At 55.8% G+C, this 24,470-nt stretch carries 28 protein-coding genes; 3 read left to right on the top strand and 25 right to left on the bottom strand.

What is annotated here, in order from left to right:
- Nucleotides 1–565 precede the first annotated feature (565 nt).
- From I9H07_RS24860 to I9H07_RS24965, 4 genes are all read right to left on the bottom strand, one after another.
- Entirely contained in the window at nt 566–919 is a 354-nt protein-coding gene (locus I9H07_RS24860; protein ID WP_003407059.1) for a hypothetical protein, read from the bottom strand.
- Nucleotides 910–1,560: an AAA family ATPase gene (locus I9H07_RS24855; RefSeq protein ID WP_003407061.1), complete on the bottom strand. Its 651-nt coding sequence runs from the start codon at nt 1,558–1,560 to the stop codon at nt 910–912. Before I9H07_RS24855 ends, I9H07_RS24860 begins: the two co-directional genes overlap by 10 nt.
- A gap of 129 nt (nt 1,561–1,689) precedes the next feature.
- Nucleotides 1,690–3,258 carry an LPD7 domain-containing protein gene (locus I9H07_RS24970; protein ID WP_306570557.1) on the bottom strand — a complete coding sequence of 523 codons (1,569 nt, stop codon included), beginning with the start codon at nt 3,256–3,258 and terminating at the stop codon, nt 1,690–1,692.
- Between the two features lie 764 nt (nt 3,259–4,022).
- A complete protein-coding gene (locus I9H07_RS24965) occupies nt 4,023–4,442 on the bottom strand; it encodes a hypothetical protein (protein WP_005782536.1) in 420 nt (139 codons plus the stop codon).
- Nucleotides 4,443–4,515: 73 nt separating this feature from the next.
- Between I9H07_RS24965 and I9H07_RS25275 the strand changes: the two genes are divergently transcribed.
- Complete coding sequence (locus I9H07_RS25275; RefSeq protein ID WP_005782537.1) at nt 4,516–4,800, top strand: hypothetical protein; 285 nt, start codon at nt 4,516–4,518, stop codon at nt 4,798–4,800.
- A gap of 192 nt (nt 4,801–4,992) precedes the next feature.
- A complete protein-coding gene (locus tag I9H07_RS25270; RefSeq protein WP_005782538.1) occupies nt 4,993–5,226 on the top strand; it encodes a hypothetical protein in 234 nt (77 codons plus the stop codon).
- Between the two features lie 202 nt (nt 5,227–5,428).
- Here the strand turns inward: I9H07_RS25270 and I9H07_RS24845 are convergent, their stop codons facing one another.
- Nucleotides 5,429–6,154, bottom strand: a complete 726-nt coding sequence (locus tag I9H07_RS24845; RefSeq protein WP_005782540.1) for a plasmid mobilization protein — start codon at nt 6,152–6,154, stop codon at nt 5,429–5,431.
- Between the two features lie 341 nt (nt 6,155–6,495).
- Here I9H07_RS24845 and I9H07_RS24840 point away from each other — a divergent pair, with 341 nt between their 5' ends.
- Nucleotides 6,496–6,918, top strand: coding sequence for a hypothetical protein (locus I9H07_RS24840; protein ID WP_232505829.1), 423 nt, complete (start codon nt 6,496–6,498; stop codon nt 6,916–6,918).
- A 26-nt stretch (nt 6,919–6,944) separates the two neighbouring features.
- On the opposite strand, the gene I9H07_RS24835 is transcribed toward I9H07_RS24840, so the two are convergent.
- From I9H07_RS24835 to I9H07_RS24740, 20 genes are all read right to left on the bottom strand, one after another.
- Nucleotides 6,945–7,517 carry a hypothetical protein gene (locus tag I9H07_RS24835; RefSeq protein ID WP_005782544.1) on the bottom strand — a complete coding sequence of 191 codons (573 nt, stop codon included), beginning with the start codon at nt 7,515–7,517 and terminating at the stop codon, nt 6,945–6,947.
- Nucleotides 7,514–8,248: a StbB family protein gene (gene stbB / locus I9H07_RS24830; protein ID WP_005782546.1), complete on the bottom strand. Its 735-nt coding sequence runs from the start codon at nt 8,246–8,248 to the stop codon at nt 7,514–7,516. Before stbB ends, I9H07_RS24835 begins: the two co-directional genes overlap by 4 nt.
- A 305-nt stretch (nt 8,249–8,553) precedes the next feature.
- Nucleotides 8,554–9,159, bottom strand: a complete 606-nt coding sequence (locus tag I9H07_RS24825; protein WP_005782548.1) for a single-stranded DNA-binding protein — start codon at nt 9,157–9,159, stop codon at nt 8,554–8,556.
- A 64-nt stretch (nt 9,160–9,223) separates the two neighbouring features.
- The gene (locus tag I9H07_RS24820) at nt 9,224–9,991 is read right to left on the bottom strand and encodes a hypothetical protein (RefSeq protein ID WP_010199959.1); all 768 of its coding nucleotides are present in this window, start codon (nt 9,989–9,991) and stop codon (nt 9,224–9,226) included.
- 27 nt (nt 9,992–10,018) lie between these two features.
- Complete coding sequence (locus tag I9H07_RS24815; protein ID WP_005782553.1) at nt 10,019–12,184, bottom strand: type IA DNA topoisomerase; 2,166 nt, start codon at nt 12,182–12,184, stop codon at nt 10,019–10,021.
- Between the two features lie 27 nt (nt 12,185–12,211).
- Nucleotides 12,212–12,574 carry a TrbM/KikA/MpfK family conjugal transfer protein gene (locus tag I9H07_RS24810; RefSeq protein WP_005782555.1) on the bottom strand — a complete coding sequence of 121 codons (363 nt, stop codon included), beginning with the start codon at nt 12,572–12,574 and terminating at the stop codon, nt 12,212–12,214.
- A gap of 40 nt (nt 12,575–12,614) precedes the next feature.
- Entirely contained in the window at nt 12,615–14,267 is a 1,653-nt protein-coding gene (locus tag I9H07_RS24805; protein WP_010217011.1) for a type IV secretory system conjugative DNA transfer family protein, read from the bottom strand.
- Nucleotides 14,267–14,500 (bottom strand): hypothetical protein, encoded by a 234-nt coding sequence (locus tag I9H07_RS24800; RefSeq protein ID WP_005782456.1) that lies wholly within the window; start codon nt 14,498–14,500, stop codon nt 14,267–14,269. The genes I9H07_RS24805 and I9H07_RS24800 overlap by 1 nt, the downstream gene beginning before the upstream one ends.
- Nucleotides 14,501–14,509: 9 nt before the next feature.
- A complete protein-coding gene (locus tag I9H07_RS24795; protein ID WP_005782454.1) occupies nt 14,510–14,827 on the bottom strand; it encodes a hypothetical protein in 318 nt (105 codons plus the stop codon).
- Nucleotides 14,828–14,946: 119 nt separating this feature from the next.
- The gene (locus tag I9H07_RS24790; RefSeq protein ID WP_010217013.1) at nt 14,947–15,303 is read right to left on the bottom strand and encodes a hypothetical protein; all 357 of its coding nucleotides are present in this window, start codon (nt 15,301–15,303) and stop codon (nt 14,947–14,949) included.
- 9 nt (nt 15,304–15,312) lie between these two features.
- Entirely contained in the window at nt 15,313–16,344 is a 1,032-nt protein-coding gene (gene virB11, locus I9H07_RS24785; protein ID WP_005782462.1) for a P-type DNA transfer ATPase VirB11, read from the bottom strand.
- Between the two features lie 9 nt (nt 16,345–16,353).
- Complete coding sequence (locus I9H07_RS24780) at nt 16,354–17,724, bottom strand: TrbI/VirB10 family protein (RefSeq protein ID WP_010199849.1); 1,371 nt, start codon at nt 17,722–17,724, stop codon at nt 16,354–16,356.
- Nucleotides 17,711–18,520 carry a P-type conjugative transfer protein VirB9 gene (gene virB9, locus I9H07_RS24775; RefSeq protein WP_005782466.1) on the bottom strand — a complete coding sequence of 270 codons (810 nt, stop codon included), beginning with the start codon at nt 18,518–18,520 and terminating at the stop codon, nt 17,711–17,713. The genes I9H07_RS24780 and virB9 overlap by 14 nt, the downstream gene beginning before the upstream one ends.
- A complete protein-coding gene (locus I9H07_RS24770) occupies nt 18,510–19,298 on the bottom strand; it encodes a virB8 family protein (RefSeq protein WP_010199854.1) in 789 nt (262 codons plus the stop codon). The genes virB9 and I9H07_RS24770 overlap by 11 nt, the downstream gene beginning before the upstream one ends.
- 37 nt (nt 19,299–19,335) lie before the next feature.
- Nucleotides 19,336–19,638, bottom strand: a complete 303-nt coding sequence (locus I9H07_RS24765) for a conjugal transfer protein (protein WP_080034376.1) — start codon at nt 19,636–19,638, stop codon at nt 19,336–19,338.
- Between the two features lie 60 nt (nt 19,639–19,698).
- Nucleotides 19,699–20,643 (bottom strand): type IV secretion system protein, encoded by a 945-nt coding sequence (locus I9H07_RS24760; RefSeq protein WP_010199857.1) that lies wholly within the window; start codon nt 20,641–20,643, stop codon nt 19,699–19,701.
- A 26-nt stretch (nt 20,644–20,669) separates the two neighbouring features.
- A complete protein-coding gene (locus tag I9H07_RS24755; protein WP_005782472.1) occupies nt 20,670–20,876 on the bottom strand; it encodes a hypothetical protein in 207 nt (68 codons plus the stop codon).
- Nucleotides 20,877–20,891: 15 nt separating this feature from the next.
- Nucleotides 20,892–21,572, bottom strand: a complete 681-nt coding sequence (gene virB5, locus I9H07_RS24750) for a P-type DNA transfer protein VirB5 (protein ID WP_005782474.1) — start codon at nt 21,570–21,572, stop codon at nt 20,892–20,894.
- Nucleotides 21,569–24,067 carry a VirB4 family type IV secretion system protein gene (locus tag I9H07_RS24745; protein ID WP_223886542.1) on the bottom strand — a complete coding sequence of 833 codons (2,499 nt, stop codon included), beginning with the start codon at nt 24,065–24,067 and terminating at the stop codon, nt 21,569–21,571. The genes virB5 and I9H07_RS24745 overlap by 4 nt, the downstream gene beginning before the upstream one ends.
- Nucleotides 23,970–24,458, bottom strand: coding sequence for a VirB3 family type IV secretion system protein (locus I9H07_RS24740; protein WP_005782477.1), 489 nt, complete (start codon nt 24,456–24,458; stop codon nt 23,970–23,972). The genes I9H07_RS24745 and I9H07_RS24740 overlap by 98 nt, the downstream gene beginning before the upstream one ends.
- Nucleotides 24,459–24,470: the final 12 nt, after the last annotated feature.

The raw sequence follows: 24,470 nt of genomic DNA, 5'->3' as shown, positions 1-24,470 counted from the left end.
GCTTCACCGCCTTGGCCAGCAGGTTGGCCAACGGCGTGAAAGTGTTTGACACAAAGGGTCAACCGGGGGGGCAGGGTGCGGTCATCGAGAACGCACAGCCGCTGAAGAATCTTTTCCATAAGTCCACCGTTCAGCGGTGAACTGATGGCTTCACTTTTGACGACTTGCACAAAGCCGCAGTGAACGCCATAATCAGCTCACGTTATGTGTGTTGGACAGGCCTCCTTCTCTCGAAAAAAGCAAGGCCTGTTCAAGTTTTTCCAAAAAGCCCCGCCGGCAAGCGGGGCTTTTTGGTTTCTGCTATATGGCTAAATCGTTAGAAATTTTCCCGTCTACGCTCATTCGAGCATGAAAAATATGGCATCCCAGCAACGGTGGGCAGGCAAAGTGCGTGAACACTATCACCCGGATTCCCCATCCGCAATGAAAATGCCATTTTTTTAAGCTTATATTCCACCACCTTTTCAGCCTAGTGCGCATGGCCATAACCCTTGCGTAACGGGGCTTTCAACGAAATCACTGATGTAATTTATGCAACAGTAATAACTTACGTAAGTTATAGCACTTACTCGTCTTCCATAGAATCGGTTATGGGTTCGGCATTAGATGCATTCTCAAGCAGCGCAATGAGGTCAGCCTTATCAAGCTCTTGGAGGGCCATGATTCCAGCCCGAATCACATCGGATCTAGATATGCGGAAGGTCCGTGGCAAAAGAGAAATCTTATCTATCTGCCTGTTCACGTCCTTGGAGAGGGAAAAAGTAGTACGTACGAATGTAGAAGCTTTCTTACGCTTGCGCTTAGGCTCGGGCGTGGCACTAACGGGCGCTGCAGATATGAAAGCCAGCGCTGCTTCGTCGTTGGCCTCCGAAGACGGGGAGACCTGCTCAGGCTTACGAATCAAATCTTTCAATCCCATTTTGCAGCCCCCCAAAGCTCTGCTGCCAACGTCTCTATCTCTTCTTTAGCACGTGCGTCAGAGTTGCTCTCCAAGACCGAACATCCGTCTTCATCCGCATCGTCGTAGACATTGCGAGCTGTAGTAATCGCGTCAAGAGGTTGAATGCCGAAGGAGCGGCATGCTTCTTTGGCATCCAATATCCGCTGTATCTGGCTAGGAAGGGCAGGGCATTGGGTGATCACTGCACGCACGTTCAATGCTGGGTTCACTGCAGTAGCCAGTCGTGCCAGGTTATCGACCTTTGGAAGGGTCTTGAGATCTCGTCGCTTGGGCCGGAAAGGTATCAACATATGAGTTGCTACCGTCATAGCTGACCGCAGTGCCTCCGAATCAGATCCTCCAGCATCGACCACAATTTGCCTGTACCGGCCCCGAAGGTCTGTCAGCGTTTGACGAATATTGCCGTGTGCTTGCACAACAGGAATCGCAGGGAGGTCTCCCTGTGCAGAGCGTTCAGCAGCCCAGTCTGCGGTTGTGCCCTGAGGGTCGGCATCTAGAAGCAGGACGTCACCTCCGCGAGCCTGCAGCCAGACGGCAAGGTTTTGAGCCAGACAGCTTTTACCGCTGCCGCCTTTTTCACCACCTAAAAGTAAGATCATGAACTGCCCTTGATACTGATTATTGAAGTGACATAACTTACATAAGTTATGGAAAATTTGCTACGAGGAATCTACTGAGTCTCCTGGAAGGGACCCACCCCCATACAAGGAGGAGGGTTCTCACTCGGTTCAATCCACACTCATACCATCATCTTCATCCGGGGATGACAGCTCCGGTGTGCCTGCTGCGGCGGCCTGCCCCTTGGGCGTGGTCTCGGCCACTTCCCGTTCAGGCGCGACCGGCTGCGCTGACCATTCGCGGCGGTTGACCGTTTTGTCCGTGACAGTGCCGTCCTCTTCGATGACCTGCACCACGACAGGCTGGGTGCCCAGGTCTCGCAAACGTACCTGGTCGCCTTGCTTCAGATCTGCGTCGCTCATGGCCTCTTCCAGCCCTACGCCCCACACCGTGCGGGGCTTACCGCCCTCGGGCTTGAGCGTCACGAAGTAGCTCATCTGGTTGTCGTCATTGTGCTGATACGGTGCTTCCCCATGATCGATAAGCGTGCCCTCGATGACTTTGCTCCTAGACGGAGCTGTCTGGCCCGTAGCTGCTTGAGGTGAAGGAAACAGACGCTCTTCCACCTCATTGACTATCTGGGCAGCCATCGCCGTGAGGTGGTCCAGGTCATCGACCGACTGAGGCGAGTTTTCGACTTGCTTGTAAGCAGCGACGATGCTGGCTTTGAACGCTTCGCGGTAGCTGTCGTTTTCCATGTAAGCCGTCAGCAGGGCAGCCGCTTCTGGGGTCTTGTCATCCGTCGCAATGATCCAGATGGCATGGTCTTCACCTCGCAAGCCCATGACCGTATCAGAGGCCCTGACATCCGCTTCGGACATCGGAAAATCACGACGCCATTGCGCTTCAAGCCGGACCAGCTCGCTTGGGCTCTGCAGGTCAGGGTCGTTGACCAGCGCAGGCTTCGCGGCTTCTGGGATCACCGGTTCAGGCACGGCGTCTGAGGGCGTCGGCACATTGGCCTGCGCTTCAGACGTTGCTGATGCTGCGGAATTCGCAGCCGGTTGCGCACGCTGCGCCTGCCACTGTGCAAATGCCTGGTCGCCCTTGGGCTGGCCGCGTTCTGGAATGCCCAGGGTGATGGCCACCGTCTCCACGAACGCAATGCGCTCCGACTCAGGAACGGTGTCCAGCTGCGCGGTGAGCGCCTGGCTAACCTGGTCAGCCGTTTTTCCTTGGCCATACAACGCTTCGATAGGCACGGTAACGCCCAGGCGATCCGCCTGGTCCCGCACGTCCCGTGTGGCATCATCAACGTGCCGAGGCAAGTCGGTGGCAGGACCAATGCTCTGGCCATCACGTTCGATGTCCAGCTCTGCACGGCGGTCCGCCAGGCTTTGATTCATGGCCTTGTCGGTAAAATGCACGTCCAGACCATTCTTGGCCACCGCCTCGATCACCAGCTTTTTGAATTCGGCAGTGCCGTTGATCGTCAGTGTGCTGCCAAACCTTTCGCGGGCCAGCTGGAGGGCTACGGACACCCCGGCTTCGGTGATGCCCGTGCGGCGCATGGAAATGGTGGTACCCGTGTCGACAAACAGGGTCTTGTCGGTCTGTTTGTCCAGGTAATGCACGTTCTGACTGAACTTGGCCTTGCGCGTGTAAAGATCCTTGGCGCTTAGGTCGCGAGCCCGCTCAGTGGCGGCGTCTGGATCAACCTGTTTGGCGAAGCGATCCATGATCCGCTTCACCTGGTCACGCACGCCTTCACGGCCTGGGCCCCTCGCGCCGCTGATGCTGAAGCCTGGGTCTTCTTTTTCATCATCTAGGAGATTGCGTATGGCTGCACTGCCCATGAGATTTACCTCGATATTGGGTTGGGGTTTGTGGAACTGTTCACGTGCTTTGAGCCGTTCGAAGGTCAGCACGGAAACCAGCTGCGCCTTGTCCTGGCGGGTTAAGCGTTGATCGGAGAACACGGCGCGCCTGAGCGCGAAATACTGCTGATCAATCCGGCGTATGGCCCGGCGGTGGGCCGGAGCGATCTGGTTGTGCTGCGCCTGCCGCGTGAAATACGCGGCCACCGTGGAGGCGTGTTTGTTAACGGTCAGGGCCTTGATCGAAGCCCGCTTGAACACCAGCGCCTTGTCTGCAGGTCGCTTGAGCGGATCGAACAGCATCCGGGCGCGCTGCTCGATGTCAGCCACCGTCGCGACCCGGTGCGGGTTCTTGGCGTAAGGCGGGACAGCACCAGGCCGCCATTGACGGGGAGGGCGGGGCTTGCCTGAACTCCGGGGCCTGCGTCCGGCAGTAGATTGGACAGGCGTTGTCGTCGCAGCCCTCGCCTGGGGCAACTGGTCGGCCACCTGTGGGTGGCTGGATGATCGATAGAACACCAGCGCGTTGTCAGAAGGCCGCTTGAGCGGGTCAAACAGGCGTCGGCCACGCTCCTCGATGTCAGCGATGGTGGCGACACGGTGGGGGTTCTGGGCATAAGGTGGGACTACACGTCCAGCTCGTACTCGGGTGTTTCGGGATTTTCCAGCTCCGGCTCGTCGTCGGCCTGTTGCGCCTGCAGGCGTTGCTGTTCCCTTTGTTTCCTGAGAAACGGCGGCAGGTTGGCTTCCTCCTCTTCCTCGCTCAGCTGTGGACCCGGCCCGCCTTCCTCGTCCTCCTCCTGGTACAGATGATCGCAATCCAGAATCTCCTCCTGGTTGCGACTGTCCCACGTGAACGTGTGCATCACTGGGCAGTAACAACGCACCGTCACGGCTTCGGGTCGGTCCGGCTTGCCTGTGATCTGCCACATCGCTGACGGACAGGTCTTGCAAGCCATCGGCAGGTGCCGCAGTGCGTCGCCCTGTAGTTTCAGCAGGACTTCGCTGGTTATCTCTCTGTCGTTGCCAGGTGTGTACTGATTCATAATCATCTCCATGTGCTCGGTAGAAATTGGTTTCGCGCTCGGCCAGTAGCCGAACACGCTCTTCAGGGGAAGCTTGGGAATACTGTTTGCGAAACTTGGGGGTGGCCTTGTTGACGTACTTGATTTCCCTTGCGCGCTGCGGCCAAGCAAGCAAGCGTTCCTGGATCACACTGGCTTCAAGCGGTGGTTTTCTCAGTTCACGCCTGACAATGAAGTCATCCTGAAAGATGGTGTCTTTCAGATTCGTGCCCTTTGCGTCACCCGGCAATTTGACCGAGATGTATTCGTTGTCCTTGCCTTCATTACGGATGCGTGTTTCACCGTGCTCAGCTACCAGGGCATAAAAATCGGCGCGTGAATTTACGCCGCGCTCAATGACCTGCTTAACCAACTGCTGTTTGAACTGGCGATTCTTGCCGTAAAAGTCGTCGCCCTTGTAACGTGACAAAACACTGGCCGCATCGGTAATGTCCGCACGCACATTCTCACGCGGTGAAGACAGACCGTACTTCTGGTTAATGTGCTCCTGAAAAGCTTCAAAATACTTCTCATGATTCTTATAAACATCGACCGGATTGGCCTCGTTGCCGCTCAGCAGGTTGATACGCGGAATGATGATATGAATGTGAGGCTTGCGGTCAATCACCTCGCCGGTTTTCCTATTAGTGACCGTCTTCATTTTTGGCAAGTGCGCTTCGGCATACAGATTGAATTCTTCAGGCTTGTACGCATGCATAAAGAAGTTCTTGAACTCGGTCGTCACTGCCTTGAGCAATTCAGGTGACACCGTGTCCTCTTTGAAGCTTAGCGTGAACGTAAGGTAGCGATCTTGGCCATGGTCCGGGATACTTTCGTAGATGGCCCTGGTCACACTGAGCTGCCCCTCAATGATCAACCGATGGTCCAATTCATCACGCGTAAACTCTCGACCTGATTTGTTGCCTTGTTCTAAATACTCCTGCGCCCCGGTGTTATAGCCACTGACTCTAATCAGCATATTCAATACCTGCTAATAAAATCGTTTCGATGACCACCAGCGCTTCATACCATTTGTCTCTCACACTGTCGGTAATGAGGCCCCTGTCATTGGCTGATTTAGCGATATAAGCCAACTGCGAAATGTTGTTACCGGCTTTGTTGACGATGAATACTATTCTTCTCCTAAACCCGGTAAACTCTCTGAATACCGGAGTTGGATTTAAAATCAGCTCTCTAAAAAAGGTTGATGCAGAACAGCCCGCCCGTTTGATCATGTCATCAAACTGGGTCATTTCGTCTTGGGTGAGTCGAAACCGGATGATATGAACTTTTTTGCCAGATACGTTAGGTGAACCACGGTTGCCGTTATGGACTGGCCTTGCCGGTTTTGGCGGGTCAGTCTCGGACAACACGGTGAGCAACAGTTGTTGAATAGCATTCAGCTTATTAAGCCAGTGGAGATACTGCTTTTGATAAACGGTGCCATTGTAAGGTGCCGAGTTTGCGGAGTAGGCAACTCGGTTTAGAGCATGTCCGGACTTTTCGAATACCTGCTGCATCCGCTTTTTGTCGATTGCGGACCGCTCGAAGGTAGGCGAATGGCTGATCACCAGGTCACGAAAGAATCGGGCTGGCTTCAGGCCGGATTGAGCTATGTCCTCGGCAAACCGAGCGAACTGTTCATCCGTGAAACGGCATGACACGGGGCACGACTTGTTCACTTTTACAGCCACAAAATCACCTCCTGAGGGCACCTGGATGACAACAACCAACAACGACAACGACAACGCTTTCCCGCTCTGCGGGGTTTCAAAGGGGTATCCCCTTTGGCACGTCGATTGGATACGAAAAAGGCGAAGCTCTTTTTTGTAGACAATCGGTAACGTGCCTGTTTAGCGAATTCGAGATAGGGGGTCAGCAGGGTGAACCTGAGGGTTACATCAGAATTGCATCAGAAATGCTCAGTATTACGTCAGTATTGCTTTGCATTGCGTTTTTCTACATTAGTGTTACGCTCGAATACGACTGTTTTACATCACATTTACATCAATTCATACGCAGCAAGGGGCAAATCGTGGCTCAAGAAACCGAAAACAGGCGTGAAGCATTGGCAGAATTGGCCCAGGACACCAAGGCTAGGTCGTACACTGCGCAAATCCGCGATCTGTATGACGTGATCGAAAACGCCCTGAACTCAGGTGTGAGCAGGACGGTGATTCATCAGAAACTGTTGGATACCGGACTAGAGATCAGCCTTCGTCACTTCGACCAGGCGCTGTACAGAATTCGGAAAAGCCACAAACGAGCAGGACAGGTTAAACACCCCCTTCCTGACAAAAGCGACAGCGCAGAGGTCAGCAAACCCGCATTGCTGAATGGCGAGAAGACCACGCCACAAGCCAACTTCAGGCAAAGCATGAAGCAGATCAGGGAGGAGGTGGAAAACACGAACTGGGCCGAAGTCATCAGTGACGCAAACAGAACTTCCAAGCCATGACAGTTGAATGGTTGTTGGCTCAGTAGTTACTGTGCAAACTGTTTTTTAATGGCAGATGGTAGCGTATCAATGACAGCCTGCTGTTTTTTGTATTCGTGATAAAACCATCGATTGGTTTCATTAACATCCTGAGCCTTGATCGCTACCCACCCCATTGCACAAACCACCGCGATACTCACAGCCACAAATCCCGCCAGGACAATGTAGTTGAACCGTGAGGCCTGGGTGTCACGAAAATTGCCGGATAAAGCGCTGACTCGCTTTTCCAAGCCATCGATTTTAATCGCTGCGCGCTGCAAAGCAGGTTCGAACACTCGCTCTAAACTCTGGTGAATGGCCGTGGACATTTCAAGAGCGACGTCCACACCTGCTTTGGCGGCAGTCGCTTGAATGACTTCCTTCGTCGTTTCTTGCAAAAGCAACGCGGTGTCTTCCGCATCTTCTACAGCGTCGGCCACAATATCCAGTGATTCCCTCATGGATAGTTCAAGCAGCTTCGGAATACGTTTTACATCATCGTGCAAACGACCTACATCACTCAAAAGCTCAATGATCAGAGCATCACGCGCTGTAGAGGGAATAGTTTCATGTTCACTCATTTGATCACCTCAAGGCCAAACAGAGCGGCGAAAACCCCATCAAGCTTGCGGTTTACGCCTTTACACAAGAGCTTCAGTCCGTACATATCAGACCAACGATCACGCTCTTGTGCGCTAGCCTCTTTGTCCTTGAGAAGTTCTTTGTAGTCTGTGTCATCGTCCATAATGCTTTGCATTGAAATGCGGTGAATAGACAAAGCATCAAACAGTTCTGACTCGAACACGGCACATTCAGTATTCAACGTGAAGGCACTGGCGCGCTGGTGAAAAGCAAAAATAATCGGAAACTCTGTTTTCACGTCCTTTTTGACACGGTTGAACAATATAAGAATTTTTTCAGGGGGTACGCCAAGTGTGGCCAGGCTACTAATCATACTGACCGTTTCTTTTTGCTCCTTGGTGCCTGAAGTGACCGGGATCACGAAGTAGTCGACTTCCTCATGGGCTTCATCAAACTCTTCCAGGTTGGCCATAAAATCTTCAACGTTGGACGCTCCAACATCGATGATTGCCTGATCCTCAAGCATGAGTCGTTTGAACAGCTCGCGGAAAGCATTGCCGCGCAACTTCTCAACATCAAGGCCAAGGTTCTCAGCCGTTTCGTTGATTGACTCAATGGCATAGAGCGGCGCACCGCCCATACGTGGCCACAGCAGGTTTGCCGCGATGGTAGTTTTGCCAACGGTGCCGGTGTAATTGATGACCACGACTTTCTTTTTGATGAATTTCATCTGGGTAATCCTTGAATAGAGGGGTTCGCACCGGGTAAACACCACCCGGTGTGCTTGATCTGAAAAATGTTGATGCTGGGCGGTTTGAACACCAAGGGCGCGGCCCTTGTCATCTCGCAACGGCCGCGTTGACCTCGGGAGCGCGGGGTGGTGAAGCTACCCCACACTCCCAAGGTGAGCCTTTCTGAAAGAGGTAGCGTCAAGTGTGCGCTGCGCCCGTGCTTCCGTTCGCCGCGACGATAAAGCGCGTCACGACGAGCCGGGAGCGCGGCACCTGACGTGGGCAAGATCGCTGTGCGGATGGGTCAGACCAACATCCTGTTGAACCGATAGGGGTCCATGAACGGGATTTTGTCATCACTGCCGTCAAAATCCCCAGCGGGTTGCGGTTCGGGCACTTTGGCCTGTGCCTGCTTGCCTGATGCACGTGGCGGTTTTGATGCGGCTTTGCCTTTGCCGGACGATTTTTCAGGCGCCGCTTGTTGGGGGGCTTGCTGCCGAGGAGGTTCCTGGTGATCACTGCCGCCGCTGCCGTGGCCGGTCTGCCCTTGTGGGGAGTCGCCCTGTGGACGGCCACCAAGCAGCTGCATCGTGCCCTGCATGTCCACGACGATTTCAGTGGTGTAGCGTTTGATCCCGTCCTTTTCCCATTCGCGGGTTTGCAGCTTGCCCTCGATGTAGACCTGCGAACCCTTGTGCAGGTATTCGCCGGCGATTTCGGCGACCTTGCCGAACAGCGACACGCGGTGCCATTCGGTCTTCTCGACCTTCTGCCCGCTCTGCTTGTCAGTCCACTGCTCACTGGTGGCCAGGCTCAGGTTGGTCACCGCAGTGCCGTTGGGCAGGTATCGACAGTCAGGGTCTTGTCCGCAGGTGCCTACCAGGATCACTTTATTGATGCCACGCGCCATGATTGCGCTCCTTCTTCAATGAGTGCTTAAAGGGATGTGAGGGGGTGTTACGAGACCTATGGATTTACCAAAAGGCGTCCATGGCGATACGTTCGAAGCCTGCCAATTGCGCTTCGTGTTCCTCATGAAAACGCTCGTAGCGATCCATGTGTTCTTCGCAGAACTGCTCCAGGGCGTCGGGCTGAAGGCGTGGCGAATAGATCAGCGCCGGTTCGGCGTCATCGTCCACAAACTGCTCGGTGCCATCGGGAAACATCAGACGGCCCACACCACCAAGCAAGATTTCAACGGCAGTGGTGTAGGGGGCGTTTTTACTAGCGTCGGGATCAAAATGGATTGTCGTTTTCAACAGCTCGCGGCCCCGGGCCGAAGACTGCGCAGCAGGGGCCAATATCAAGGCTGTTGTGCCGTCTGCCGACAACTCAAACTCGGCAAAACAGGTGTCGCAATCCACTGGACGCCAAGTCATTTCCCACTTCCTGACGTTGACGATATCGACAGTTGCGGGGGTTTCGCAGTTGGGGCAGTACGCAGTCATCGTGTCACCAGGTGGCCACTGAGCAACACGTTCGGTAAAGGTCTGTGCAAGCCAATCAGCGTCTGCGGTCAGGATGGTGACTTCGTCGAATGGGGCTATCAGCAGCGCCTTGATGATCTTGGCCACCCAATTCGGATGTTTCGCCATTTGTGCCTGAGCGTCCGCAAGTGCCTTGCGGCCCAATGCCACAGCTTCAAGGTCATTGCTTGGAATCGAAGCTGTTACTGCTACAGCCTGGGCCTGAAGCGCTTCAAGGGCGGCATACGCTCCCTTGGGTAATTTCTCGTCTGACATAGCAAATGCCTCCGTTGAGGAGAGGGGTCATGCGCGCGTGGGTTTGCGGCTGTATACGAATTCCAGCTTGGCTTCGTGGTTGAGCTTCAGGGCCGCTTCAAAGGACTTGCCGGTTTTCTTGCTGTGAAACCCCTTCAGTACACCGGTCTTGCCCGTAGTCAGCAGCGCCTCGATCTGGCCGGGGGACAGCATCTTGCCGCTGACTTCCGGGTAGAACTTGAAGGCGCAGGCGCGACAGCCGATCACTCGCGGGGTGACAGCCAGTTCACTGCCGCACATGGGGCACTGGGCGTTCAGGCTGTCCAGCACCGGCTTGCCGTCACCCTGCACGTTGCCCAGGTCCACGTTCTGCACCTGGTGGGCAATGAAGTCCTCCAGTTCGTCCAGGAACGCGTCCACGGTCAGTTCACCGGCCTCGATCATCTGTTGCTGTTCATGCCAGAGCGCGGTCATGTCCGGCGTGGTCGCAATCGCTGGCAACGCGGCAATGAACTCCAGCCCCAACGCGGTGGGGATCAGTTTTTTCTTCTCTACCGCGTAGAAACCACGCTCCTGCAACTTGGCCAGTACCGCACCACGGGTCGCCGGGGTGCCGATGCCGCCGTTCTCGCCTTTCTTGCCCTGGTCACGGTCGATCAGCAGCTGCTTGATGCGCGGGTCTTTCACATACTTGGCCACGCGCTGCAGATCCTTGAGCAACGTGGCTTCGGTATAAAGCGGCAGGGGCTTGGTCTTTTCCTTGGCCACCGTAATGCCATCGCATACCCCGGCGTCACCGACTTTCATATCCGCCAGAGCATCGAAGGGGCTCGCGACCTCGGCGGCGTCCGACGCGTCTTCGTCTTGCTCGTTTTCTTCAGTGACCTGCGCCGTCCACCCTGGCTGCGTCACTTTGGTGGAGCGCGCAACGAAGGAGTGTCCGTTCACGCCAAAACGCACCTCGGCACTGAGGTAGCGTTTCTCGGGCAAGAACTGCGCGACGTAGCGTTTGACGATGGCCAGGTACACGGCGCGTTCATCGTCACTTAGCTGGGCAATGTCGATCTTCACTGCCGTTGGGATGATCGCGGTGTGCGCCGAGACCTTGCTGTCGTCAAACGCCCGGCTTTTACGTTCCGAATTCACCTCGGTGAACATCCCGGCCAAATCCGGCAGGGCCTGACTTAGCAGGTTCAAGGTCTCCGGAGCCTCGGCAAATTGTTCGTCGGACAGGTAGCTGCAATCGGAACGGTTGTAGGTGATGGCCTTGTACTTCTCGCGCAGTGCCTGGGTCAGGGCTAGGGTTTTCTCCGCATCGATGCTGTGGGTCTTGCTCATGTACACCTGAAGGTCCAGCAACGCGAACGGCAAAGGTGCGGGCGTTTGCTTCTCCTCCACCCGGGCTTCGGTCACGTCTGCTGGCTTCATCCGGCACGCGTCGGCCACCTGGGTGGCGTAGGCCTCGTCAGTGATCCGGTTCTTGTCATCGAGCGGGGCATCCGCGGCCACCACCAGGCGGGCCTGGGTACGACTGCTACCGAAGGCCAGGCTTGCCGCAACCGTGTAGTAAAACGCACTGGCGTGACTCTTGTTGGCCAGGTAGCGGTTCACGATCAGTCCCAGGATAGGGGTTTGCACGCGCCCCACTGATAACACGCTTTTGACACCCTTGGCCCTACCGGCCAGGGTGCAGGCGCGGGTCATGTTGAACCCGTAGAGCTGATCGCCGATGCTGCGGGCCAGGGCCTTCTGGAACAGGCCGTAAAACTCGCTGTTGTCGCGCAGGCCGTCCAATGCTTTGCGGGCGGCATTGGCGTTCATGTCATTGATCAGGATGCGTTTGACCGGCGCGGTGTTGCCGAAATGCACCAGGACCTCGTCGACCAGCAACTGGCCTTCGTCGTCCGGGTCACCGGCGTGAACGATTTCCGAGGCGCGACCGATCAGCTGCTGGACCACTTTGAGCTGGTCGCGAGTACGGGCAATGGGTTGGTACTTGGCCGGGCGCAATCTCAGGGGCAAATCGGCCTGAACCCAGTTTTTATAGGCAGGGTTGTGAACCTCGGGCGGGGCCAGTTCAAGCAGGTGGCCAACGCACCAGGTGACGATATTGTTGCTGCCGCACTCGAAATAGCCGTCCTTGCGTATGACGGTGCCCAGCGCCTCGGCAATGACCTGGCCCAGGGCAGGCTTTTCCGCAATGAATACTCGCATGGTGTTCTCCTTGTCAGGATCTTGGGCCTAGCCCTGGACCTTGCCGAACTTGTCGTTGATTTTTTGGGTGTAGCTCTGATCAGCACCGGGGCAGCTGTTGAGGTAGTCCTGGCGCGCCGAAGCGGTTTCGCTCCATTTGATGTTCCCGTGTTTCTTGACCAGGATGCTGAAGTAGTCCTGCTCGGCGCTTCGGCACTCGCTGCTACCGCTATTGCCGGCGAACTTGCCGTAGAGGCAAAGCACGGACTTGCACGGGTCACCGGCTAAGGCTGAGCCACTGCCCAGGAGGCACACTGCGAACAGCGCGCAGACTCGCGTTTTGCCGCGACCAGGCACGGCGTTGCCAGCGGCCTGACCTTGGCGGTCAGCCGTTTTGCTGTAGGTATTCATGTTTTGCTCCTGCAGGCGCTTGGGTGCGCCGATGGGGGTGTTACATCGTTTCGGGGGTATCGTCAGCCTGCGCAGGCTCGGGATCGGGCTCGACATCAACTGGCTGAGCCGCATCTGGCTGTTCCGGAACGGCGTTAGCGGCCTTTTCTTTGGGATTCCAGCGCTGCCGTTGTTCGGCCTGCATGGGCTTGGTGTCTGCCACTGCGACCTTGGCTTCAATGGTGCGTACCGGCACGGTGAGCGCGTCGATTTTGGTTGCGTCTCCAACCGGCAAGGGCGGAGGGGTCATCTTCTGTCGCGCTTTGAACACGTCCTCTTCGAAGTAAATGATCTTGCGCGCCAGAATCTTCATTGGCTCTGTTTGCCTGTTGCCCTGGACAAAAATCAATTGCTTGTCAAAAGGTAACTCGTTTACCTCCTGGGGCAGCAACAAGGGCCGGGCCTGTTCGCTGTAACTGTCTGTTTGACCTCGAGCACCGATTTCATTCTTCTGTCTGTTCAACGATTGGTTATGAACGCGCTCGGTAGTGTTGCCTAACCGCCTGCTGTACTCCTCGGCCAGCTTGATGTCGCCGGGGGCGAACACGATTTCGTTGTGGATCGCCTTCATGATGCCGTTGGCCGCTTCCTCTCCGTAGACGGCACGAATCTGGTCTTTGCCCTGGAAAATGAGGAAAAACCTCAGACCGGCACCTCGGGTCAGTGCTGGCGCGGTTTCCATGATTTCCATGCGGCCCATGATTGCAAATTCGTCCATCATCAGGGCCAGTTGGTACTTGTACCGTAGCGTGCCATCTGCGCAGTGCCCGCCTTGCTCAGGCAGGACCTTGGAATTGAGCCGAATCGCCTGGGTGAAAAACAGGTTCATCAGCGGGCCGTACTTCTTCAGGTTGCCTTCCGTCACGCTGAAGTAAACGGTGGTCTTCTCCTCGCGCATTTTGGCAAAGTCGATGTCGTCACCCGACACCGCCCAGGCCACGGTTTTTTCGGCATACACCGACAACACGTCGCGCACGATATCCACGGTGGTTGACCAACCGCTGCTCTTGTTTTTCGATGCTTCGTACACACCGTTAAGCTCTCGAAGGGTTTCAAAGCTGAGCGCATTAGGTCCGATGCTGCGCAATTCGATAATCTGCTGAGCCCACGTCCCTATCCCGGTACCCAATGAGCCAATTTCGTAGGCCTGGGGCAACGTACAGGGCATTTCCGGCGTTTCCATCAGGTACAGCAGGATGGATGTAAAAACGTTGCCGGCCTTGTTGTACCACTCCTGGTTCTTGGGGTTGTCGGAGACGAACAACACGCGGGCCAGGGTACGAATATCGCCTAGCCGATACAGAGGATCGCGGTTAATGGCACTGACCGGGTTCCAGCGATGCGTTTCCAGGCGCTCGGGCGAAAAGCGGAACACTTTGTGACCAGCAGAGGCACGAAAGCCTGACGTAATGTCCCAGTTCTCAAACTTCGGATCGTTGACCACCATTGAATCGGGGTAGCTCAACAGGTTGGGTATCACCGCACTGACGCCTTTCATCGAGCCTGGAGGCGCAGCCAACATCACAAACTGTTGGCCATAGCTGGCCAAAAATACGTCTTTGGTGGGGTGCTTGCCCAAGAGGAATGCAGGGTACTCCTCGATCCGCTCTTGGGGGTTAGTCGAGCTGATGGGTTTGGATTTAGCTTTGCCCATCAGCGGCTCCCCGCTTGACGCTCAATCGCCTGAGCTTCGTTGCTTTGAGCCTGAAGCGCGGCCTGCTGGTGTTGCAGAGCGATGGACACCTGTTGGTTGGCCTGGATCTGCTTGAGCGAGGCGCTGATGACTTCGAGCTGGTTCGCCTGTCGATCAAGCTGTGACTGAGTCGCGCAGCCGGTCAGGGGCAGCATGAACACAGCGGACAGGGTCAGTGCGGTACGAACGTTCATGTCACTCTCCTAGATCCGGTCATCTTCATAGGCCCACTTACTGTGCCAGTGATTAAGCGCACCAAACGAAGCGTTGCAATCAGCGAACAGCGTCATGAACCGTGTTCGGAACAAGACCTGACTATCACGAGTAGCAAATTCCTCGGTCAAGAACGCACCGATATCCTGGTCAACGCTCGACGCTCTTTCGGAGTCGGTTTGCTCACGAGCTGCGATGTAGTGCGCAGCTAACGTGCATGCGCTTTTCACCAACGATGCGGGGAAAACCACTTCGTTTTCTTCTAGCTCTGGCAGTGTGAACGGGTTGCGGGGTGCAAATATGCTCATATGTATTTCCTTGTGATCCGGGCACTGCTCGACGTCAGGCGGTGCTAGCCGTCTGCGTGGCAGTGCAGTGGGATGGTTTGAAAATGCGGATGTATCAGGGGGCGATGCGGGTGCACTACCTACTTGCTGGTGTTCTTGTACTCACCTTGGTACTCGAACTGGCGCAGCTCGCGGTTGTTGGCAAAGCGGGCATCACCGTGTAGCGAGGTCTTGGGCTTCAAACGCACGAAAAGGGCCATCAGCGTTATGCCGACCGGCAAGAAGGTGAGGGCAGCGGTCACACACCATGACCAGGGCACGTACAGCATCCGCCGGTCGTTCCAGGCCAGCTTGCGGGTCTCCCATAGCGTGTCCCAGGCCAAGCCCGCGAAGTGACCTTGGGTCAGGTGCAGATACATAGCCCCCCCTGCGTACAGCCCGATCACGAAGCACACAGCCATCATGAATACGATTGATAGCAAGATTTTCCACCACATGGCGTTCTCCTAGGCAGCTCGTTGACGCTGGCCATTGAGCAAGGCCAGCTTGTGTTCGGGTTCGTAATGCACTTCTTCGATGTAGGTGTTTTCCATGTACACGACCACGTCAAATGAGGTGCGCACCAGGCGCTCGATGTACGCGTAATCCAGGCCGAGTCCGATTGGTGACTGCTTCACCAGGCCGCACACACGGGCATAGCCTGCTTCACTGTCATTGGCATGCGCAGTGGTCACGGTGCCCTTGGTGCCGGTGTTCAGAATCTCGATGTAGTGCCACACCTCGTCACCGGTCAGCTCGGCCAAAAACAGGTGGTCAGGCTTCATCCGCATCGCGCTGGCCACCAGGGCTTTGGGCGTCACCACATGGCCATAGAGCAAATGCACATGGTTAGGGTGGAAGGGCATGGGGTCCTCCAGTATTTCCTGGATCGTGATCATGCGGCGGTTAACCGGAAACATGTCGATCAGCGACTTGCCGTAAGTGGTTTTACCCGACCCTGGCCCGCCAAAAATGATGATGTTCTGGCGATTAGCGATCGCGATTTCCATGAATCGGTGCCACTCGCCGGCTGCGTGGGCTTCCTGCATGTCGCGCTGCCAGGCTTTCAGGGTCAGTATCGGTGAAGCGATGGCCCTGGCTCGGTCATAGCGGCCACTGTTGACGTAATCCATATGGGTGAAGCGATCCAAAGAGGGTTTTCGAAACGTCATCGACAAGGTGCCCTCTTCGCACGCCGGGGCCATGACGATCTGGCCCCGCTCCCCGCCAGGTAATTTCACAGTGTGAATCGGTGAGTGAGGAGCCAGTACGCGGTATCTCAGCGCACAGAGCGCATTGGCCAGCCGCCAGCACAGATTGTAGGTGAGCCAAGGCGCTTCTTCGTGTTCCCAGCCGTTTGGACCGTCCACCCACAGCTCGTAAGGCCGGTTGATGGCCACGTCCTTGGTGCCCTGACGATTTAGGCGCTCGGTGGCACCTGCCTGGTCGAGGAAGTCTTGGACCAGCGTGTCTTCGGTAAGTCCTTGCTCTTCAGTCATGAATACTCCTTAGCGGTTCTCGAAAACCGATGAAAAGTCGATGTCGCGGGCCACGATGACGGTGATCACGGTGCCAGGCAGCAGTTTCCCGGTGTCCGGAATGTTGATGGTGCTGTCCAACGCCTTGTTGGCCATGCTCTCCACGTTCTGCTCGCTGTTGTTCACCGTGTAACCTCCAGACCCCGAGCTTTTCTGCGTCGTGTTGGACGCGGCCTGAAGCGCGTCCTGGATGAACGACAACATCACCGCACCGCCAAAGCGCTGCATGTAGTGACGATCGATCCAGGCTTCGGTCCCGCTGGCTCCCATGGGGCCTGCACCCAAGCTGTCAATCTTGGCCCGCACACCCGCTTGGGTTTCGATTTCGGTCCAGGTGGTAAACACGCTGGTTTCGCCTGGACCAACCTCAACCGTCTGTTCACCGGTGAGCTTGTCACCTGCTGCCGCAATCACCGTGGAGCCATCAGCGGAATACAGCGGATCGGTCAGACGACAATCCACCATTCCTGGGTGTGTACTGATGATTTCGGTGTACAGCGCGCAGCGCGTGTAGGTGTTGTGGCTGACCAGGTACTTGCGGTTCGGTGCCAGGTACGCCTTGGCCGGGGCAAAGGTGGTACCGCCCAGGTTGCTCAGGCTGCTGCGTTTTCTGCTGGACGATTCACCACCCAGACCGCTGCTCGATCCGCCCTGAATGTCGCCCAACATTGAAGGCGGCAGTGATGGCTGCTCGCCGGACGGCTGTTGCGGCTGAGTATTCCCAGCACCAGTACCCTGCGCGTCTTCAAAGGTGACCCACATTTCACCTCCCAGTTTGCGTTGCCGGGGGGTCAGTTCCTCAGGCGGTTTCTGGCCGGGCGAGCCGGGCGGTGGCGGCGCACTAACGGCGTGGTCCTGCCCGGTTCTTCCGCGTTCAGCATCCTCTTTATCCTTTTGCTCTTTGGCCAATCGCTCTCTTTCCGCTCGGGCTCGCTTTTCCTCCTCAGCTTTGTCAGCGGCCAGCTTGGCTTCCCGTGCCTTTTTCATGCTGTCGTCGCTGCCCAGATTCACGTCCAGGGTCGCGTCCTTCTTGACGTTGGTTTCATCGACCTCGGAGCCGGTGGTTTTCATCTGGGAAATGGTGAAGTACCAGAGTCCACCTATCACCAGCAGACCAACCAACACCAGCCCGACCAGGCCCAGGTAAAGCGTTCTCTTGTTTTGGGCATCGCCTGATCGTTTGGCCCGCACGTCAAAGGCCCCACGGGCCTGTGTGCTAGAAGGCTCGGAGACCGGGGCCGGTTCTGGAGAAGCTGCGGTGGACGCTGCTGCTTCGGGCGGCCCGATGCTGTCCGGCCCTTGAGTGTTCTCCGGAGCCTGGTCGTTGTCATTGTTCTGCATGCTTGAGCTCCCGAATCTCGCCGGTGGTGGTCCCGTTGAAGTTGTACCCCGTGTTCACCTGAGCAGTAGGCCGGGCCTCTACAAGCAGACCGTTCAGGCGAAACCGAAACAATCGGCTGACCCCATGCACCACGACCACGTTCTGTTCGTTGTGCATGTCGGCCACCGTTTCGGTGCCGTCTGGTAGAACCTGGTACAGCACCGGGCGCGGCCCATTGCCGGTGAAGCGGAAGCAGGTCAGCATGCCGTTGTCCCAGCCCTCATAGGGCGCTATGGATCGACTCTCTGCATTGGAGCGCTTCTGATAGGGGCCGTTTTGCACCGGCCCGTCGCAGGGGTTGCTGGGGTCACGGCGAGCCGCGACAGCCTTTTTCGGCGGCTCGGGGTAGGTGAAGCGCAGTAGATACGTCGAGTCTTGTTTGCGCTTGACCAGCTTCAGCTCAATCAGGTATGTACGCCGATTGGTGTTAATGGTCAGGTTCGTATCCGGCTCCTGATCAGTGATCGGCTTAAGCGAAACCATGTTGCCCGCTTTGTTTGGGCCAATAGACCAGGCTTTCGGATCGCCCGAGATCATGAGGCCCGTATCTTGGTTGATCGTCTCGTTGGATTGGAGCTGAATGAGCGATGCCCGGCCAACTGTCGTTTGCACCCTAAATACCTCGTCAGGGGAGTAAATGGCCGCCTGTACGCGCCGATCCAGTGATGAACCGGTGCCCATGCTCTCGGCAGAGGCCGGTAGGCCGGACGTCAGAAGCAACAAAGCGGTGAGGCCTGAAGCGGCTTTATTTACCATTGGACACCCCCACTTCCTGGGTCATTGTGTAGGCCTTGATCCCGAAGCCACGGGGGTTTAGCCACTGGTCACCGGCTTTTTTCGCAGGGTTTTTGTAGTCGTAGGTCACTGTGGCCACCCAGGTCACCGGGTGCAGCTGAGGATCGGGGATGCCGTTGCGGTCCAGCACGGTTTTGGTGATTCGCACCTGGGCTGTGCCTTCCCGATCTTTACGCTCAAGAAAGTTGATATTGTTGATATCCGTGCGTATTTGCCGGTTGGTCCCCAGCACTTCCAGATAGCCCTTGGAGGACAATTGGAAGTTGCGGTACTCCGTGAAGGTCTCGTCATAGGACATCAACTTGACCATGCCGTAATTGGCATCGTTACTCGAAAAGTTGTAGCTCTCGCGGAATCGCGTGTACGCGGAAAGCCAGAACTCGTCATCGATCTGCTCTTGTGGCTTGCCTTTGTCGTCGGCCCACACCACATCCGTGTAGCCGGAGTTTCTGTCGACCCGTACCAGGCCAAGTTGAACGGTCTTGAGCGGGGTCAGGCCCATCACGGCGGCAACTGACATGACGGCAATGGACCCAAACACATAATTCAACCGCGTTGCTCGTTTGGTCTTGGCCTTTTCATCGGCGGCGATGCTTTTTTCAAAGAACCGCGCTGCATGAATCCAAGCCTGTTCAACCAGGCTGATTTCTTGTGCGGTGGCCGCGTCGATGCTGGTACGGGCGGCCAGTTGCCGCTCCTGCTCGATCACGTCCTCTTTGGATTTTCGAAACTTTTTCATAAGTCACCTAAACCTGGACAAACACGTGCTGCGCGGATCAGTTCGCGGAGCATTTGGATTCGTTGGGTGGGGCCTCGGCGGGCTTTGCCGGGGGGGCGGTTGCCGAACGCTTTGGACTGGTGGTATTGAGCAACTGGGCCTTGGGCGAAGGGCTCGCTGCTGGCAGCACCCGGCCAGGCACGGGAGCAGGCGTTGTCACGGGGGCAGCGCGAGGCACGGGGGCATGGGTGAAGGGCATGTCTTCCCATTGCCCTTCCGGTTCGGACAGTTTGGGTGCAGAGCCACACCCTGACAGCAAGGCAGCCGAAAGCAGCCCGCTCAAAGCAAGTTTGAAATTCATAGTTGGATTACCCGTTGTTGCGAGAGAGGGGGGAGCAGTTGAAAGCTTGTGTTCGAGGGGCTAAGAGATTTTGTTACGACCTTTCATCTTGGCGGCGATCTTCTCACCTATGCTTTTCGCTGCGCGTGCACTGTTCATAGCACTGCCAAGTCCTGAACCCTTTGCAATAATCCCTCCTATTCCAGTAGCGGATACAGGGGTGCCTCCCATGATGGTTGCCGCGTAATTAGGCAGTTCCACGGCTAAAAGCGTAAATGCCGAGAAGCACAAAAGCATTACAAAGTTGCCTGTAAGACTCAGATCTATCTTGCCATTTACTATGATGTACGAGTTTATAAAGCTGAGTTCCAATGCAATGACCGCGGCGAACAACACTTGGGTCAGCATAAATCCTGCCATAACTGAAACCCACCCCCAAAACCATTGCTTCGTTTGCGCAAACAGAGCGAAGACTATGAACAATGGCCCGACTGCTGATATGACGGTACTGGCAGCTTTCAGCACCACGATTGTGCCAGAGGCCGTCAGCATGAATGGAATGCCAGCTATTAAATAAATAACTAACGCTTGCCCTCCAAGATAAATAGTTTTGAGGTCGACATCCCAAAGATCAACCTTGAAGATATCAAACAGCTTATTTAAGTTCTCAAGATAGACGACCACCATAGAATCAATCTGGTTCATCTGGCTACCGTCTTGCCCTGAAAGCACACCCCCCATCCATGATGGAAAGCCCGTTATGACCGGCACTATAGTGCTCCAGTACCATTGGACGTTGAACGCACAGCCGCAAATGAACGCAACCTTGAGAATTTCAAAAAAAACCTCTTGGAAGGTGCTAGTCATGCCTTGCCACATCCAACTGAAGCTACGGAATGTGAAATGCACCAACCAAAACGTCCCTACTGCCGCATTCAAAGCCAATAAAACCACGGACATTTTGGTTAGCACCACACTTTGTAGTGCTAAGTCCCAAAAATCATACATTTGTTGTGTAATGTGCATTGCATAACACCTTTTAGCAACAGCATCTATTTATCGGGTGGAACCTCGTCTTTGAAAACAGGATATTCTTTAGTTTTGCCGGTTAAAAAGTCCTGAATCTGAACTTCGCGTTTTTTATTCTCCACATATCGAGCATCGCGTGCGGCCTGAACCTTGCTTTGCTGACTGTGGTCATCGCAACCGCTGATCGCAATCATCGATGCCATTGAAAACGCTATAATCAGATATTTCATATCACTAGTCCTTGTCTATTGGGGCATCACAGTTGACTTCCCAAAATAGTAATCACTTATGTCTTGTGCACGTTTTTCGTTTTCCATTTTCTCTTGCTGCTGTTTAAGCATCTGCATATTGGCCAGCCTCATCTGCTGGTTTTGCTGCTCGATCAGCTCCTGCTGGTAACGCAGCTGTAAATCCTCCTTCTGTTGTGGGGTCGTCACCTCGTTCAACCGGGCCCGAAGCAGCTCGGCGTTCTTGACCCGTTCAGTGCTGGCGTTGTAATTGCGCTCCAGCGCATCGGCAACCGACATCATCTGGTCGAATTTCGCCTGCACGCTGGCATTATCCGAGGTTAAGCCGTAGCGGTCACGCAAACTGGCGATGTCCCGGCCCGTGCTGTAAATATCTGCCCAATCCCCCATGGGCATGACTTTGTTCAAGGCGGGGTCGTTCAGGAACCCACCCAACATGTCATTGCCGGTGATGATGCTTTTGTAATGGTTGTATTGCTGCGCGGTCTGGGTGATGGCGTCCTTGGCCGTGGTAAGCGCGTCCATCGCCTGCTTGGCCTGGGCCAGCGCATTCGCTTTCAGCACAAGCAGGTTGGATGGATCCAGGACAGGAATGCCTGGTACTGCCGCATGCGCAGCAGGCAGGGCGGTAGTCAACATGAGCGCGCTCAGCGCACAAGCAATCGCGTGTTTTTTCATGACGAAACCTCGACTTCATTCTGTTCCTGAAGGGCTTTCCAGGCTTTTTGAAAGGCAGGCATCCAGCGCTGTGCATCCCGCGTGTTCATGGACTGGCGTAAGCCCTCGGCATAGTTAAACGCAGGCAGCCACACGGCGGGATCGTCGGTGTTCAACCATTGGCGCACCGCCTCGGCCACCAGGAACGCATCGACCCACACCGTGGGATCGGTCGTGCGCAGGTGTTGCCGAATACGCTCGGCCACCGCCAGGTTCTTTTGGGTGGCAGATAACAGCGGCAACCAATACTTGAGCGGGCCGTCCAGCTCCATTTTCAGCTTCACCGTCTGGTGACCCTGTTGCACCACCATTTCTCGGCTCAGCGGCCCCATATCACGCACAGCCTCGAAAACTTTGCCGGTGACACCAAACTTGGCGTAGCTCTCGGCTTGGGCTTTCTTGTTAGGCAGCCAGATAGGCGTTGTCACTTGCTGAATGACGGCTGCCGCGTAAGGCGTCGCCAGTGCTTGCTCGGGGTACTGGGTGTCCATGATCAGGATTTCCCCGCGCATACGACCGCTCTGCAAGACCTCCTGCAGGGCGTCTGCCGTACTCTTGTATGACAGCGGTGCCCAGAACTCGGCCACCATGTTCAACAGCAGATTGCCGGGGCGGGCTTCGTGCATTTCGCGTTTCATGTAAAACAACGTGTTCAGAAACGCTTCCATTACTTCCGGGTGCTTCTCGGCGTAGCCGTTTTTGAGCAGCTGCGTGCAATCGAAGGCCAGACGCCGGTAGGTCTGCGCATCGAACTGGTTGACAGGCGAGTCCAGTACCCAGGCGTATTGCCCTTCGCGGCCTTCACCGGCCAAACGGCACCATTTCGATAGCCGGGTGTGCAGGCAATTGCCACCTCGTAGGGGGATGTTTTGCAGCAGCAGCGACATGCCCCGGAGACGCACATTGGTATGCGCCATGACCGCTTCAACCGAATCTTTGATCGTGCGCTGTTCGGCTTCATCGGTCTTCGCAGGACCACCGGCGCAGCACAGCACCAGGTCGATTAGCATTTGCCGTAACCCAGGACGGTCGTGAAACTGAAACGGATTGATGCCGGTGAAGTGGCCAGGCTGCACGGTGTAATACTCGGCTCCCAATGCACACAGCAAATGTCTCAAAGACTCGTTGTAGTCGATGCCGAAAATCAGCGGATCGAAGCGGCTGAGAAAGGTCAGCAGGATGGCCTCGGCGGTGGTTTTACCCACCCCGGTTTGGCCTGTGTAAACCGCATGACCTGGCAGCATTTCACCGAGGTTGTTCTGGCCGGGCGGGCTGTCATGAACGTTGAGGACATACAGCGCCTTGTTGACCGTCAACATGGGCATCAGCCCGGTTCCGTCACCAATGGGGTTGCCCTTGACCTTGCCCGTGGGGGTAGAGTGCAGGGAAAAGCTGCACGCCAAGTTCTCGGTCGATTTCATCATCGGGTACATGGCCTCGGTCACACCGGGGAACTGCGTGTACCAGGTGTCGATATTGCTCATGGTCGAGCGCACAAAGGTAGCGTCACGCACCGTAAACACCGACGCCATTTTCGTGCCGTTCTCGATGGCCTGGTCCGGGGTTTTGCCGTAGACGATCAGCGAGGCGTGATAACGACCAAACGCCTTGTCGCCCAGGGTGATGGCATCGACGGCATTTTCAAGCTCCTCGGTTTGCTTTGAATCACGCTCGACCGAGCCCAGATCCGCCACGTGCTTTTTGAATTTGTCCTTGGCCTTGTTACGGTCTTCGAACAGAAACGTTTGCACCAGGGTGAACTCGAACTGCTGCTCGATGGCCTCGTCCCACATACCGGGGTAGGTACCGCCACTGGGGTAGTCGCGCAGGTCAAAGGTAGTCGCGAAACGCTGACCACCCCGGTTGGGCCGGTTCTCGACAAAATCGTAGTTTTCAAAGTTGGTGACGCTATCAATGATCGCGTCACCCAAGCGGGTGTCGCTGACCAGCACGTCTTTTTCGTGCCCGTTGATCAACAGGCTGAAGTAGCGCCCGATCTGCGAGAACAATGCACCGTGTTCGTTTTCCTCAAGGCCCATGATGACCGGGTCATATTCGGCCAGCAACGTTGAGGAGAGCGACAACAGATCGCTCATACGCTCGATCCCTTCATCCACCTCTCGGTACTTGAGGATCAGGGCAATGCTGTACCCGACCTGGAAGAAGGTGCCGTTGCGAAACGGTGCGGTGTAAGCGTCCACAAAGTCCTGAAGCGCGGGCAGTGGCAAGGTGTATTGCGTGTCCAGCTCGATGCCAGTCTTGGTGATGTAGGTTTGCAGCATCAGGTGCTTGCCTTCCTTCTTGCCCAGGGCCAGGAAGTAGCGGTTGAGGTTGTGAAACAGTTGGATCAGTTCGTTATCACTGCGGGTTTCGCTGGAAACCCCCTTCAGCTGGATAAGACTCACCAAGCGGTTGCCGGGCAGTGTCACCATGTGTTCGTGGACCGGATAGCGCATGAATGGCACTTTCTTTTCCGGGGGCATAACGCTTGTGTGAAAATCGTGCGCCATAGAATTCACTCCATTGCGGATTAAAAGGGGTCAGCAATAACGGTTTGCCGTACTTGAGATTCAGCCAGAGACGCCGCCGTGCAAAGCGGATACGGCGCAAATACTGAGGATCGATCAGGCCCACAACCCTCAAGGCGATGAGGGCAATCAGGAACGGGGAGGCAGCAACCAGGCCCCACACCCAGGACAGCAGGAACGTCGCGGCAACACCGAAGACCAAGCCGCCCATCAGCAACCCCACCATCGGCATGATGGGAATGTTCCAGAACATCGCAGGCCGACTCATGGCGTTGTAGCTTTCGAAGGTCAGTTTCTTGAGTACTTCGTTACTGGCCATAAACGCTCCTGG

This window comes from Pseudomonas syringae (assembly GCF_023278085.1).
Classification (GTDB): Bacteria; Pseudomonadota; Gammaproteobacteria; order Pseudomonadales; family Pseudomonadaceae; genus Aquipseudomonas; species Aquipseudomonas syringae_Q.
This window is presented reverse-complemented; position numbering and strand designations above follow the sequence as displayed.